At 64.7% G+C, this 12,986-nt stretch carries 11 protein-coding genes and 1 tRNA gene; 5 read left to right on the top strand and 7 right to left on the bottom strand.

The window, feature by feature from the left end:
• Window positions 1-364 precede the first annotated feature (364 nt).
• A complete protein-coding gene (locus ABVN73_RS01735; protein WP_353858661.1) occupies window positions 365-913 on the bottom strand; it encodes a recombinase family protein in 549 nt (182 codons plus the stop codon).
• A 278-nt stretch (window positions 914-1,191) separates the two neighbouring features.
• On the opposite strand from ABVN73_RS01735, the gene ABVN73_RS01730 reads away from it, so the two are divergent.
• Window positions 1,192-1,887 (top strand): hypothetical protein, encoded by a 696-nt coding sequence (locus tag ABVN73_RS01730; protein ID WP_353858660.1) that lies wholly within the window; start codon window positions 1,192-1,194, stop codon window positions 1,885-1,887.
• Window positions 1,888-2,788: 901 nt separating this feature from the next.
• Here ABVN73_RS01730 and ABVN73_RS01725 read toward each other — a convergent pair.
• The 4 genes from ABVN73_RS01725 to ABVN73_RS01710 form a co-directional block, all read right to left on the bottom strand.
• On the bottom strand, window positions 2,789-3,289 hold the full coding sequence (locus ABVN73_RS01725) for a hypothetical protein (RefSeq protein ID WP_353858659.1): 501 nt from the start codon (window positions 3,287-3,289) through the stop codon (window positions 2,789-2,791).
• Between the two features lie 10 nt (window positions 3,290-3,299).
• Window positions 3,300-3,641, bottom strand: coding sequence for a BRO family protein (locus ABVN73_RS01720; protein ID WP_353858658.1), 342 nt, complete (start codon window positions 3,639-3,641; stop codon window positions 3,300-3,302).
• A gap of 1,714 nt (window positions 3,642-5,355) precedes the next feature.
• Window positions 5,356-5,446: transfer RNA gene (locus ABVN73_RS01715), tRNA-Ser, on the bottom strand.
• A gap of 120 nt (window positions 5,447-5,566) precedes the next feature.
• Window positions 5,567-6,370 carry an alpha/beta hydrolase gene (locus ABVN73_RS01710; protein ID WP_353858657.1) on the bottom strand — a complete coding sequence of 268 codons (804 nt, stop codon included), beginning with the start codon at window positions 6,368-6,370 and terminating at the stop codon, window positions 5,567-5,569.
• Between the two features lie 42 nt (window positions 6,371-6,412).
• Between ABVN73_RS01710 and ABVN73_RS01705 the strand changes: the two genes are divergently transcribed.
• Complete coding sequence (locus tag ABVN73_RS01705) at window positions 6,413-7,654, top strand: glycosyltransferase family 4 protein (RefSeq protein ID WP_353858656.1); 1,242 nt, start codon at window positions 6,413-6,415, stop codon at window positions 7,652-7,654.
• Window positions 7,655-7,695: 41 nt separating this feature from the next.
• Window positions 7,696-8,571 (top strand): TIGR01459 family HAD-type hydrolase, encoded by an 876-nt coding sequence (locus ABVN73_RS01700; RefSeq protein WP_353858655.1) that lies wholly within the window; start codon window positions 7,696-7,698, stop codon window positions 8,569-8,571.
• Between the two features lie 25 nt (window positions 8,572-8,596).
• On the opposite strand, the gene ABVN73_RS01695 is transcribed toward ABVN73_RS01700, so the two are convergent.
• Window positions 8,597-8,917 carry a ribbon-helix-helix domain-containing protein gene (locus ABVN73_RS01695; protein ID WP_094303087.1) on the bottom strand — a complete coding sequence of 107 codons (321 nt, stop codon included), beginning with the start codon at window positions 8,915-8,917 and terminating at the stop codon, window positions 8,597-8,599.
• 268 nt (window positions 8,918-9,185) lie between these two features.
• Between ABVN73_RS01695 and ABVN73_RS01690 the strand changes: the two genes are divergently transcribed.
• Together ABVN73_RS01690 and ABVN73_RS01685 are read left to right on the top strand one after the other, a co-directional pair.
• Complete coding sequence (locus ABVN73_RS01690) at window positions 9,186-10,334, top strand: hypothetical protein (protein WP_353858654.1); 1,149 nt, start codon at window positions 9,186-9,188, stop codon at window positions 10,332-10,334.
• Between the two features lie 8 nt (window positions 10,335-10,342).
• Window positions 10,343-11,065, top strand: a complete 723-nt coding sequence (locus ABVN73_RS01685; RefSeq protein WP_353858653.1) for a hypothetical protein — start codon at window positions 10,343-10,345, stop codon at window positions 11,063-11,065.
• On the opposite strand, the gene ABVN73_RS01680 is transcribed toward ABVN73_RS01685, so the two are convergent.
• Window positions 11,062-12,903, bottom strand: a complete 1,842-nt coding sequence (locus ABVN73_RS01680) for a transglycosylase domain-containing protein (protein WP_353858652.1) — start codon at window positions 12,901-12,903, stop codon at window positions 11,062-11,064. The genes ABVN73_RS01685 and ABVN73_RS01680 overlap by 4 nt on opposite strands.
• Window positions 12,904-12,986 lie beyond the last annotated feature (83 nt).

Genomic DNA, 12,986 nt, shown 5'->3' with positions numbered 1-12,986 from the left:
AGCTTTTACACCGGGCTTCGTGTCGATCATTAGCCTGACGGAAATAGAAATCACTGATCGGGAGCGTTTCACCGCAATCCCTGCAAACTTTGGTTTTCATAGTGGGTAAACCCTCAGAGTTGTTGTTCTCTCAGGGTGGTGGTATTGGGCGAGGGGATTTTAACGAGCGTGAAGCGGTGAAATCCTGGGCGGCAGGACATAATCAGCGTAAATTCCACTGGCTATTCACGCCTCACAGGATTGGATCATCAACCAGTCAACGGCTGTTTAGCGGTAATTCGTGGAGCGCCTTTTCCTGAGGGACCGGAGGGTGGGCGGAGTCTCTAACATCCCTGGGACTCCTACCGCCCTCTTCCTCCCCGGTTCAGGCATCCGCGCCAAGGATGCGGTAGACGCTGGCTCGACCGATCCCGAGTCGCTTGGCTATCTCCGACGCTCCGACCCCCTGGGCCTTCAGGGACAGCACCTCTTCCGTATTGATGGACGGCTTGCGGCCCTTGTAGACACCTTCAGCCTTAGCCTTGGCGATGCCCTCCAACTGACGTTCGCGGCGGATGTTGGTTTCGAACTCGGCAAACACGCCCAGCATATCGAGGAAGGCTTTCCCGGCTGCGGTACTGGTATCAATGGGCTGTTCGGTAGCCTTCAGCGAAACGCCCTTGGCCCTCAGTTCCCGCACGATGTCCTGAAGATCGCCAATGGAGCGGGCAAGCCGGTCTATGCGGGTGACCATGAGCGTATCGCCAGCGCGGAGGAACTGAAGAAGGGTTTCCAGTTCGGCCCGTCCGTTCCGGCTCGTGCCGCTGACCTTCTCCGTACGGATCACATCGCAGCCCGCGCTCCGAAGGGCCTCTTCCTGAACGGTCAAATCCTGATCGGAGGTGCTGACCCGCGCATAACCGTAGACCGCCACGATGCCCCCTCAGTGTCTCGTTTGCCTCTAGACCCTCTCTTGATACGGTGTATCGGAATAGAAAGCAACCCAAATAAGACACGGAAAGCCTGGGCGTGGCTGTCTCACTGAGGCGACTCGCTTGGGTATACCGAAACGGGACGCCACACCGCCGCACAGCCATATGCACCCCCACGCCCATCCACACCGCGCTCACTAGCAATAGGAGTCCTTCTTTACAGCCAAAACATAATGAGTAAAGTGAATACACCAACGAACTGGGATAAGGGAGCAACCACATGGCAACCCCCGGCGGTATTGCGTCACGAGTATTGATGGTCCTCGCTGGTACCGGTGCGCTGATAGCGGTAATCGGGGCTTTCGTTGTCCTTGGCTATCAAACCCCCGACACTTGGGCAGTGCTAGCGGCAAGCTTCGCTGTAATTACCTCTATAATTTCAGCATGGACAGCAATGTCTGTTCTAGAAATCGAGCGAGACAAGAGAAGGCCAGATGTCACCTGCTACCTTGACTTCACGAGCCGTCAGGGATTGGTGATATTTCGGATGGAAAACCAAGGCGGAGGCATCGCCTATGATGCTCAACTCACTTGGAGTGATCCCATGACCGACGATGACGGAAAAATCATTGGCTTTGGGGAGAATAACGATAGAACCACAATCACCGCCCTTCGCCCAGGGCAAAGCTTTGCCAAGGTGATTGACTCAGCACACCACAGCGTTGGCAGGCACGGCGACAAGATTTACCAAGGCCATGTATCTTTCCGCGACGCAACAGGCAGCAAACACCGCAACGCTTTTTCCATTTGCGTCGAAGACTTCTTCGGAACCACTATTGATAGTGATGACACTCGCAATGCCGCCGTTAGCATTCAGCGCATTCCAAAGCATCTTGAGCAGATCGAACAAAAACTAAACCAGATCAACAATGCTATTGGACGCTTCAATAACATGGCACGCGAGAGTCAGCCATAACTAGCGCCTGGGTCACCAGCGTTAAGTCTCTGTATATGCCTACCATACACAGGCACCCCCACCCACCAGCACACGTTTGACTGACCCAGACCAACCATTTGTGAATTTAAATCAATTGCCTAGGCGGGTTAGTGACTTAGAACGAAGGCTCTTTTCGCTCTTGCGCCACGTCTTGCACGGACTGGCGAGACTTTCCACCCAAACATACCCAACGCCAAAGCAATATTAGAAAGACAGCGGCGACGAAATCACCGCCTACGATCTTTAAAAACTTATCAAGGTTATCGGGCTCTCGGCTGAGATCGCTCCAAGCCATGGCGGCTATACCTAACCCGGCGAGTCCTATCAAGGCCGCCCCAAGGCGGTAGAGGAAACCCAACATAATAACCTCCGTCTGCTTCCGACAGATCAGCAACGCTAGCTTGCTCTGTCAAGGCGTTCTAAGCCTGTTCTGAGAGCAATGGGAAGCATTATCACAGGTAAGCATAGCAATCGTGGCGCCGCCTCAAACGCTTACAGCCAGCGCCTACGCCACTCCTAATCAATAGAGGGGTGCAGGGCTGGCAGTTGGCTGCCTCACGGTCGTAATAGGTTAAGCGATCTCAGCCGAAGAAAGACGCTCCCAACGGGAAAGCCAACCGCCCTCGCGGCTATCCCATACCCGCGCCCACCGCCAAAAGCGTAGATACAGCCAATTGCCCTCAGACAAACGCCGCCAGTCGACCTCAACCATCGGCAGGGAAAGGAGAGCGCCACGGCTACTAATTGAGCATTCAACCTTCATAGTCATTACAAAACCTCAGAGGATACGGCACGACCCTACGTATCAAGGTGACAACTCATAGGTCAAATTGAATATAAAGTTAATGTAAATTAATCACTCTACAGTTGGCAACTATCCCTACATGTCGATTAATACATGGCTGCATTTCCCGATAACCGCACTCTTCGCGGCGCTTTCGGCCTGCACCTCGATAAGCTGGGCCTGGGCAAGCTGCTTCTGTTCGTACTCAGCAGCCCATGCTCGGGCGGCCTCGGCGGGATTGGCGAAGTTCGGGAGGGCCGGGGCCGGGTTGGCGGCCACAAGCTCACCCTTCCGCCAAGCGGCGAACACACGGACCAAGGCGGCCCGAACCTCTTTGGCCCGCTCGGTGCGGGAGAACATGGCGACCAACAAGGCTTGTTCTTCGTTCAGATAGAAGGCTTTGCCGGGGCGTCCGCCAAGGGGACCGGGGTTTGCGGTTACCACCCGCAAACTCCCAAAGCCTTCCAGTTCGGCCCGATTGTCGTGGATCACAGCGCGGATATCACGGTGCCGCTCAAGGCCCAGGGCCGCCGCAAGATCGGTATCCAGAACGCGGGGCTCACCTTCAACGGCGGAAACGGTAATCAGAGCATTCATGGTCGGTGTGTCAGGCATCGCAATAAGGGGCTTCAACCATTTCCTGCCCCGCGATGTACCCACCGTCCTTTCGGATCGCGGGCAGCACGTCCCGCGACACCCAATCTTGGAACCGCTTGGCTTCCGGCTTGTCGGAACGCATGGTCAGCTTGTAAAGGCCAGACTCAGAGACGGCACAAAGCCGGGCGGCCCGTTGTCCCTTAATTCCGGTAAGGGACAGTTCGGGGTTGGGAATGACGCGCTTTTCATCGTCGCCAAGGCGCTTCAGATGAGCGGAGACGTTGGCAACCTGAAGCCCCAGAACGCGGCACACGTCCGCGGCCACGAACCACGGGGCACCGTCGATTTCCACAAGGCGGACGGTGGTTAGAACCGATAAGGCGCTTGGGCACCCCCAGATAACGCAAGGGCCGGGAAGCCGGGGTAGCGTGCCTGTAGCCACTGAAGGGTATCGGCCCCTATCGGTGGGCCGGGCTTCCAACCTGTCGAGTTATTCCATGGAACCCGCTGGGGCATTGGGGCCTGCATGAGCGGCATATCAGGAGCGTTCATCAGCGCCGCCCCCGCCTGTCTGAGCCAATCAACGTTGGAGAGGGTCCGCAGCTTGTCCTCGGACGGCTCTGGGGGAAGAGGAAACGAGTCAAACATGGTGGTGGTAGCCTATGCCTTCGGCATTCCTAAGGAAACTCTCAGCAAGAGTATAGGCGAACACACTGTAGCTGAGGCGCTTACCTGCTGCCTCCTCTGCTATCTTGAGAGCCTTATTCCAGGCTTCGCGCTCACAGCCTCCTAGGCGAAGGAAGATTGGCTTTCCTCCCTTCCCATATGCTTTAGTATTTTTCATATCCATATTTCCGATTGCTCTACGTAAAAATTATATTCGAACACATTTATAGAAACCATCCCATAGTCTCGCTCTTTGAAGCTGAAGCTGGATGATAGGTATTGTCTGGAATGTAGCTTCTGTAGATACTAAAGGACCCAAGGCTCTAAGGATCATCTACAGTTATAATATTATTATATGTGGTTGGCTATCCTAATGTATCCATAGTACTCTATAGACCCCCTTTCCCCCTTCTCTCAGGGTGGTGGTATTAGGGTGGATGGTTGTCCGATCTCCGGTCTATTGGTTCCCTCTGTTCCTTCGGCCGCCTCGCTTCTCTCAGGGTGGTGGTATTCTATGGTTGTATCAAAGCGGCAGCATTCACAACCATATTGATACTGGCCTATACATTGGACCGCGGCGACGATACTAAAAGGTGGCGATGGGGCCGAACGTCAACGCTGGGGCCTATTTCCCGCGCCTTGAATGGCCTCTTGGGTGTTTACGCTACGGTCGGTAGCTGAAGGCCGCAAACGCGCCTTGCGGGCCTGTGGAGGGCGCTATGGGCGACCCTCTTCAATTAGCGATGCCCAGAGGGATTATTGCTATATGGGCGATGAATGCGCAATAAAAGAAGGGGCCTAGGCGCTCCCTCAGAAGCCCTCAGAGCCTATACGCGCCACTCCCCCAGTACCTCCGGTATACCTTTTGGAACAAGGTACGGGGACCTTCAATAAGCGTGACACTGAACCCCCGCCCCCGTCAGGGACGTTATAGAAAAACTTAGGGGGCCTCTCCGTTTGGAAGGGCCGGACCATCAAACCACAACACGGCCCAAAAGTCGGTATTCTTGAAGTGACCATTCAGAAAGGGCGGGAGGGCTTTGGTTCCATGTAGGGAAGTTAGGGACTCCTGCGGCAATCGTGCCACTTTGCATCTGCGGTTGCCTCAGCTTCCGATGGGGGGCGAGGCGAGGGGTTCGCCTTTCAGCCCTGGCAAGGGCCTCAGGAAGCCCGTTGTAGAGTCGCTGGGTTCGGTCTGAGGATTGGGGAGCTACCCATGTAGCCGGGAAGCGCAGAAGCCTCTCAGCGAGTCGCTATGGAGGCGAATTTGGAAGCTGTTTAGACAGCCGCTGACGGCTTGAAGGAGGGGCAAACGTGTACCCTATCCGTGTACCCTACCCGCCTATTTCCCTGGGACAACTTCCCAGGAAAATCAAACACTTAGACAGGTAGAGAAAAACTGGCGGAGGGAGAGGGATTCGAACCCTCGATACCCTTTTGGGGTATACACACTTTCCAGGCGTGCGCCTTCGACCACTCGGCCACCCCTCCGCAGAGGCCGCGTTTATATCCAGCCCGAAGGCGGCGCGCAAGCCCCTGAAATCACTTTTTTGGAAAAATCTTGCACCGTCTTCCGGATGATCCGCCTGACGGATCGACGCCTCTCGCCCCTCAGCCCAGGCTGTGAACCAGATCGGCCACCGTGCGGCACAGCAGGTCGATGTCCTGGTCACGCGACAGCCGGTGGTCGCCGTCCTTCACAAGCGTCACCCGCACGTCCGCGCTGGCCAGGCGATCGGCCAGGGTCAGGCTGACCTGCCAGGGCACATCCGGGTCGGCCATGCCGTGCAGCAGGCGCACCGGCTTGTCGAAGGCGATCGGCTGGCGCAGCAGCAGGTGGTTGCGCCCGTCCTCGATCAGCGCGCGGGTGATCGGCTGCGGTTCCGGGCCATAGTCGGACGGGCGCAGCCAGCGGCCCGTCTCCAGGATCTCGCGGCGGACGGACTCGTCGAAGAGGTCCCACATCAGGTCCTCGGTAAAGTCGGGGGCGGCGGCGATGCCGACCAGACCGGCCACCCGCTCCGGACGGCGCAGCGCGGTCAGCAGCATCATCCAGCCGCCCATCGAGGAGCCGACGAGGATCTGCGGCCCCACCGTGACGCGGTCCAGGACGGCCAGCGCGTCGTCGGCCCACAGCCCGATGGTCCCCTCGTCGAACCGCCCGCTGGAGGCGCCGTGCCCCTGGTAGTCGAAGCGGGTGAAGGACAGCCCCTCGCCCGCCGCCCAGGCCTCCAGGGCCAGCGCCTTGGTGCCGGTCATGTCCGACATGAAACCGCCGAGGAACATCACGCCGGGGGCCAGCCCTTCCGGGTCGCGCCCGGGGGTGTGACGATAGGCTATGGTCGCGGCGCCGCGCTTCAGGCTATGGTGCGCGCCGCCCGGCGACGGGACGGGGCCGGCTGCGGGTTCGGTCATATCGGACACCTCTGTGGGCCAGGACTTTAGGAATCTGTGACTATGGACGTCGAATCCCAGCTTAGCACCGGCGAGGACCCGCGCAACCCGGCCGACGCCTTCGCGAAGGGTGCCTTCGCGTCCGCCGGCCGCCGGCCCGTGGTTCTCCAGGTGCTGCCGGCGCTGGTCACCGGCGGGGCCGAGCGCGGCTGCATCGACGTGGCGATGGCGTTGGCCCAGGCCGGGGCGCTGCCGCTGGTGGCGTCCGAAGGCGGGCCGATGGCGGCGGAGCTGGACCGCGCCGGCATCCGTCACATCACCCTGCCGCTGGCCTCCAAGAACCCGCTGGTCATCCGCCGCAACGCGCGCACGCTGGAGGCCATCATCCGGGAGAACGGCGTGGACATCGTCCACGCCCGCTCCCGCGCCCCGGCCTGGAGCGCCTGGCTGGCCTGCCAGAGGACCGGTGCGCGCTACATGACCACCTTCCACGCCCCGTACAATTACAAGAACGGGCTGAAGCGCTGGTACAATTCGGTGATGGCGCGGGGCGAGCGGATCATCGCCATCTCCGGCTTCATCCGCCGCCACATCCTGGAGAATTACGCGGTCGATCCGGCGGTCATCCGCACCATCCACCGCGGCATCGACCCGCTGTCCTTCGCGCCGGAGCGGGTCAGCTCCGCCCGCATGGTCCAGCTCGCCCAGAAGTGGCGGCTGCCCGACGACAAGCCGGTGATCCTGCTGCCCGGCCGCCTGACCCGCTGGAAAGGCCAGACGGTGCTGATCGACGCGCTGGCCAAGCTGGGGCGCAAGGACGTCTGCGCCCTGCTCGTCGGCTCCGACCAGGGCCGCACCGGATATCGGCAGGAGCTGGAGGAGCAGGTGCGCCGCGCCGGGCTGGAGGGCGTGGTGAAGATGACCGACCATTGCAACGACATGGCCGCCGCCTACCGGCTGTCCACCGTCGTCGTCTCCGCCTCGCAGGAGCCGGAAGCCTTCGGGCGGGTGATCGTCGAGGCCCAGGCCATGGGCCGCCCGGTGATCGTCTCCGCCATCGGCGCCTACCAGGAGACCGTGATTCCCGGCGAGACCGCCTGGGTGGTGCCGCCCGCCGACCCCGAGGCGCTGGCCAAGGCGCTGGACGAGGCGCTGTCGCTGACGATGGAGCAGCGCGACGCCATCGGCGCCCGCGCCCGCGCCTTCGTCGCCGAGCGCTACACCAAGCAGCGCATGTGCGCCGACACGCTGGCCGTCTATGCGGAGCTTCTCGACGAGCCCAAACGCGCCCCGCAAGGCCGCTGAGCCGCCACCCACTCCTCCCGCCCGACACACCACCGGACCTCATGACCGACATCGTCCAGCTTTCCGGCATCGCCCCCGTCATCGACCGTTACGACGGGGTCATCCTCGACCTTTGGGGCGTCCTGCACGACGGCGAGCGGCCCTATCCCGGCGTGCCGGAATGCCTGGACCGGCTGCGCGCGGCCGGCAAGGTGATCTGCCTGCTGTCCAACGCGCCGCGCCGCACCGGCGGCGTCATCGCCAAGCTGGACGGCATGGGCATCGGGCGCGAGCGCTACCACCATGTCATGACCTCGGGCGAGGCCGCCTACGATGCGCTGCGCGACCGCGACGACCCGTGGCACGCCGCTCTGGGCCGGCGCCTCTACCACATCGGCCCGGACCGCGACATGGACGTGTATGAGGGGCTGGACTACACGCTGGTCGCGTCGCCGGACGAGGCTGATTTCGTGGTGAACACCGGCATCGTCGACTTCGGGGAAGCGCTGTCGGTCTACGAACCGGCGCTGCAGGCCTGCCGCCGCCGCAACCTGCCGATGGTCTGCGCCAACCCCGACCTGATCGTGATGGTCGGCGAGGAGATGGTCATCTGCGCCGGCACGCTGGCCCTGCGTTACGAGGAACTGGGCGGCGACGTGTTCTGGCACGGCAAGCCGCACGCCCCGGTCTACGACCGTTGCCTGTCGCTGATGGGGATCGAGGACAAGCGGCGCATCCTGGCGGTGGGCGACAGCCTGCGCACCGACGTGGCCGGGGCCAACGCCGCCGGGATCGACGTGGCGCTGGTCACCTTCGGCATTCATCGGGAAGAACTGGGCGGCGCCTGGGGCGACGCCGTCGATCCGGCCAAGCTGGCCGCCGCCGCCGCGGCGTCCGGCCACCAGCCGACCTACGCCCTCCCCAGCCTGCGCTGGTGAGCGGGGGCGACCGCCGTCCCGCCTCTCAGTCGAAGGGCGGGATGGCGTCGTCCATGGCCTTGCGCAGGATGCTCGACGGCCCGTCTTCGGAAAAGCCGCGGTTTCCGATGGCGTTGCGGAAATAGCTGACGATGAAGACGCGGATGGAGGCGGTCAGATTCGCTTCGCCGCGCCGCTGATCGATCTGGGTGCAGATGTCGTTGAGCGTCAGACCTTCACGCTCGCAGATCTCCTTCAAGGAGTCCCAAATATAGGGCTCCATCCGAAGACTGGTGCGTCGGCCGGAAACCTTGACATTGCGACAGACCAGGACCGGCCCTTCCTTGTTCCCCTGTCTGCCCGCCATATCGTGCCCTTGGTCCCCTGCCGTTGCGGAAAGGCGCTCGCGTTTCCGGCGAATATACATTCACTTGTATGATGATATTGCAAGCAGCGTGTGGGCACAAAGCCAATTTCGACCGAGGGTCGCGATCCCGGACGGCGTTTCACCGTTCCAGCCCCCGCGCGGCGCCGGCCCGGGCAAAAGCCGCTTCCCTTCGCCGGCGGCTTCGCTGTACCAGTGCCTGGACGAACCGGCACAAGCTGTAGTGGTCATTTCCGGTGGAGAACGAGCGATGGTGCGACCGGCGGCATGGGGGATCGCGGTGACGCTGATGGCCGGGCTGGCGCCCGTGTTGGCTCCCGTTCCGGCCGCCCGCGCGTCCGACCCGCCGATCGACCGCATCCGCGCCGAGGTGTCGCGGCTCGTCCCGCCCCTCTGGACCGTCGAGGAGATGACGGCGGAGCCGATCGCCGCCCCCGCCCCCGACGGCAAGGGCGCCGCGAAACCCGCCGACTCGCGCGCCGCCGTCCGGATCGCGGCCAAGCTGCGCCTCGCCAAGCCGACCTACGCGGTGGAAAGCCGCGACGGGGCCGTGACCTTCATCCGCCCCGTCGCCGAGGCCGGGCTTGAAAAGACGCTCGCCGCCACGGCGCTCGCCACGCTCGGCCCCAACGGCTGGAGCGCGCGCATCGAGCTGCGCAATCCGGAGGTGCTGGAGGACATCGGCCAGCCTCTGGAGGAGCTTCCCGGCCGCCCGGTGCTGGCCGGTTCCGCCGAGGCCAACCGTTTGCGCGACCAGATCGCCCGCGACGCCGAGGCCCGTGGCGCCGAGGCGGACGCTCGGCGGCGCCGCGAGGAGGATCTGCTCGCCCGGCAGGCCGCCGCGACCAAGGCGGAGGAGGAGCGCGCCGCCGCCGAACGGCGGCAGGAGGAGGCCCGGGCGGCGCGGATCGCCGACCTGCGCGCCCGGATCGTGGGTGCCGACCGCCCGGCGCGGATCGCCGCCTGCGAGGCGGCGCTGGGCGGCAACGACCCGGCGCTGCGCCAGATCGTCCTGGAGGCGGCGCTGCAGAGCCGCGACCCCGTGCTGGGCAATCTGGCGCTGAAGGACTGGATCGCCCGCCGCAAGGCGGTGCCGGTGCAGCTCTACGCGACGAAGGAGGACCCGCATTCCGAAACGGTGCTGAACAACCTGGGTCCGCTGACGCTGGAGATCGATTCCTTCAACCCGGTCAGCGGCGCGCTCGCCGGACGGCTCGGCGCTCCCGGCTACAGCATCGCCAAGCCCTCCGCCGCCGTCGGCGCGCTGGCGCAGACCACCCTGACGGTGAACGCCTACGGCTGCGCCCTGTCGCTGCGCCTGACCGAGCAGCAGACCCTGGACGGGCTGTTCCGCTGCCAGACCCTGCCGGCGCTCATCGCCCGCGTCGCCGTGGATTGAGGCGGCGGATGCGCCGGTTCGTCCTTCCCCTTCTCGGTCTGCTGGCTTTGTTCGACGGCCCTCCGGCGCAGGCCGACGAGGCCGAACCGGTTTTCACGCCGCGCCCGCCGCCGACCGCCGCGCTGCCGAGGCTGACTCCGCTGGGAGCGGCGGGGACGGCCGCGCCGCAGGGCTTGGCGCCGTTGCGTCCGGTGCCGGTGCTGACCGCCCCCGCACCACCACCGCCGGCGACCGCAGCGGAGCCGGACGCCACCGCCTCTGCTCCGGCGGCGGAGCCCCTGGCGCCGACCTCCGCCGACATGCGTGCCGTCCCCCTGCCCGCCCGCAAACCAGCCGGCCCGGCCCCCGCGACGGTCGCGGAAAGCGCGCCGACGAACCGCTTGCCGACCAACCGCTTGCCGACCAACCGCTTGCCGACCAACCGCTTCAAGGGCGGCTACGCCAAGGCGTCGAAGGAGGACCGCGGCTGCGCCCTGCCCGGCTCCATCGCCGAGGAGCGCGGCGCCGACGCGCGCCGCCCGGCCATCGCCGCGGGGACACGGGTGCGCGTCCGCGCCGCCGCGAATTTGCGCGTCGCCCCCTTCTGCGACGCCAAGGTGGCGGACGTCCTGGAGAAGGGGGAAACGGTCACCGTGATGGCCGCCTTCGGGTCTTGGTACGAGGTCGGACGGAACGGGCGGGCGCTGGGCTTCGTCGGCGCGTCCCTGCTCGCCGGGGCAAAGGGCCGCTAGCCTTTCACCCGCGCCGCCTCGACCATGAAACGGCGCCAGATCTCCGCCGGGACGGAGCCGCCGGTCACCCCCTTCATCGGCGTGTTGCCGTCGTTGCCGACCCACACTCCGACGGTCAGCCCGCGCCCGGCCACGCCGTCGGCGAAGCCGATGAACCAGGCGTCCCGGTAATCGTTGGTGGTGCCGGTCTTGCCCCCCGCCCCCCGCTTGGCGAGGGCCGCCGGCAAACGGGCCGTCTTGCCGGTGCCGTCCCGCGTGACCGCGGACAGCATGGATTTCAGGGTGGCGGCGGTCTGCGGGTCGATCACCCGGTCCGCACTCGGCGGGGTGTAGCTGTAGATCGTGCGCCCGGCGGGGTCGCCGATGCGCTGGAACAGATGGCCGTTGACCTTGCTGCCGCCGTTGGCGACCGCCGCGTAGGCCTGGGTGATCTCCAGCAACGACACCTCGCTGACTCCCAGCGCGAGGCCGAGATCCGGCTCCAGCGGCGACTCGACGCCGAGACGGCGGGCGGCGGCGGCGACCTCCTCGGCATGGCCGCGGGTCAGCCGGGCCGAGGCCGTGTTGGTGGAATAGGCGAAGGCGTCGGCCAGCGTCAGCGAGGACGGGTAGCGGTTGTCGAAGTTGCGGATGGCCCGCCCGTCCGTGAACTCCATGCGCGAGCCGTCGACGCGCGAGTCCGGGGTCAGGCCGCGCTCCAGAGCCGCCAGGAAGACGAACAGCTTGAAGGCCGATCCGGGCTGCCGGCGGGCCTGGAGCGCGCGGTTGAAATGGTCGCGCCGCGCCGCCGCGTCGCGCCCGCCGATCATCGCCAGGATCGCCCCGTCGCCGTCCAGCGCGACCAGGGCGACCTCGGCGTCGCCCAGGCTCTTGGCGTGGCGTTTCAGGGTGGTCTCCACGCTGCGCAGGGCGGCGGCCTGGAGATCGCGGTCGAGCGTGGTGCGCGCGGTGAAGGTCGGTCCCGGCAGGTCGCCGCCGTAGCGGTCGGCGGCGAAGCGGTCGAAGCGGGCCTTGGCCGTCTCGCGGAAATGGCCGGTGGACAGCACCGCCGCCTTGTTGGCTGCGGCCAGCATGGGACGCTGGCGCTTGGTCTGCTCCGCCGTGCGCTCGGTGATGAAGCCGGCGTCGGCCATGGCGTCGAGCACCAGCGCGGCCTTGGCCTCCGCCTTCTCCAGGTCGGCGAAGGGATTCAGGCGGGACGGGGCGGGCAGCGCGCCGATGAGCATCGCCGATTCCTTCAGCGACAGCTTGCCCGCCGGCTTGCCGAAGAAGACGCGGGCCGCGGCGTCCACCCCGTACGCGCCGAAGCCGAAATAGGCGCGGTTGAGGTACAGGTACAGGACGTTCTTCTTGCCGAGCTGTTCCTCGAAGTCGCTGGCGCTGTACAGCTCGTACGCCTTGCGGGACCAGCGGTTGTAGCGGTTGAGGAAGATCAGCTTCATCGTCTGCTGGGTCAGCGTGCTGCCGCCCTGGCTGAAGCGGCCGGAGGTCACCGCCACGGCCAGCGCGCGGGCCAGACCCTGGAAGTCGATGCCGTCATGCTCCAGGTAACGCCGGTCCTCCTTGGCGATCAGCGCCTGGATCAGGTGCTTCGGCATCTTCTCCAGGGTCAGCGTGTCGCCGTACGTCTCGCCGATGGAGCCGATGAAGCGGCCCTGCCGGTCGAGGAAGCGCACGCCGTGGCCGCGGTTGTAGGCCAGCACGTCGTCGACGGTGCGGAACTCGTCCCCGAACAGCTCCATCGCCTGGGCGGAGGGCGGCGCGGACAGGCCGGACAGCAGCGGCAGCGCGAGCGTCAGAGCCAGGGCGGCGCGGCGGAACAGGGAGGGTCGGGGCATCGGCCGGATGTTGGAGGCGGAACGAGCCTCACGTCGGCGCGCCGCCCCGCTTGCACAATGCCGCTACCCCGTAATTGCGGCCC

It is taken from the genome of Azospirillum formosense (assembly GCF_040500525.1).
Taxonomy (GTDB): domain Bacteria; phylum Pseudomonadota; class Alphaproteobacteria; order Azospirillales; family Azospirillaceae; genus Azospirillum; species Azospirillum formosense_A.
This window is presented reverse-complemented; position numbering and strand designations above follow the sequence as displayed.

What these genes read in the sequence shown, in the direction of transcription:
- ABVN73_RS01685 (WP_353858653.1), top strand. Translation starts at nt 10,343, where the DNA reads ATGCGCCGGTTCGTCCTTCCCCTTCTCGGTCTGCTGGCTTTGTTCGAC.
- ABVN73_RS01725 (WP_353858659.1), bottom strand. Translation starts at nt 3,289, where the DNA reads ATGAATGCTCTGATTACCGTTTCCGCCGTTGAAGGTGAGCCCCGCGTT.
- ABVN73_RS01730 (WP_353858660.1), top strand. Translation starts at nt 1,192, where the DNA reads ATGGCAACCCCCGGCGGTATTGCGTCACGAGTATTGATGGTCCTCGCT.
- ABVN73_RS01710 (WP_353858657.1), bottom strand. Translation starts at nt 6,370, where the DNA reads ATGACCGAACCCGCAGCCGGCCCCGTCCCGTCGCCGGGCGGCGCGCAC.
- ABVN73_RS01680 (WP_353858652.1), bottom strand. Translation starts at nt 12,903, where the DNA reads ATGCCCCGACCCTCCCTGTTCCGCCGCGCCGCCCTGGCTCTGACGCTC.
- ABVN73_RS01700 (WP_353858655.1), top strand. Translation starts at nt 7,696, where the DNA reads ATGACCGACATCGTCCAGCTTTCCGGCATCGCCCCCGTCATCGACCGT.
- ABVN73_RS01705 (WP_353858656.1), top strand. Translation starts at nt 6,413, where the DNA reads ATGGACGTCGAATCCCAGCTTAGCACCGGCGAGGACCCGCGCAACCCG.
- ABVN73_RS01690 (WP_353858654.1), top strand. Translation starts at nt 9,186, where the DNA reads ATGGTGCGACCGGCGGCATGGGGGATCGCGGTGACGCTGATGGCCGGG.
- ABVN73_RS01695 (WP_094303087.1), bottom strand. Translation starts at nt 8,917, where the DNA reads ATGGCGGGCAGACAGGGGAACAAGGAAGGGCCGGTCCTGGTCTGTCGC.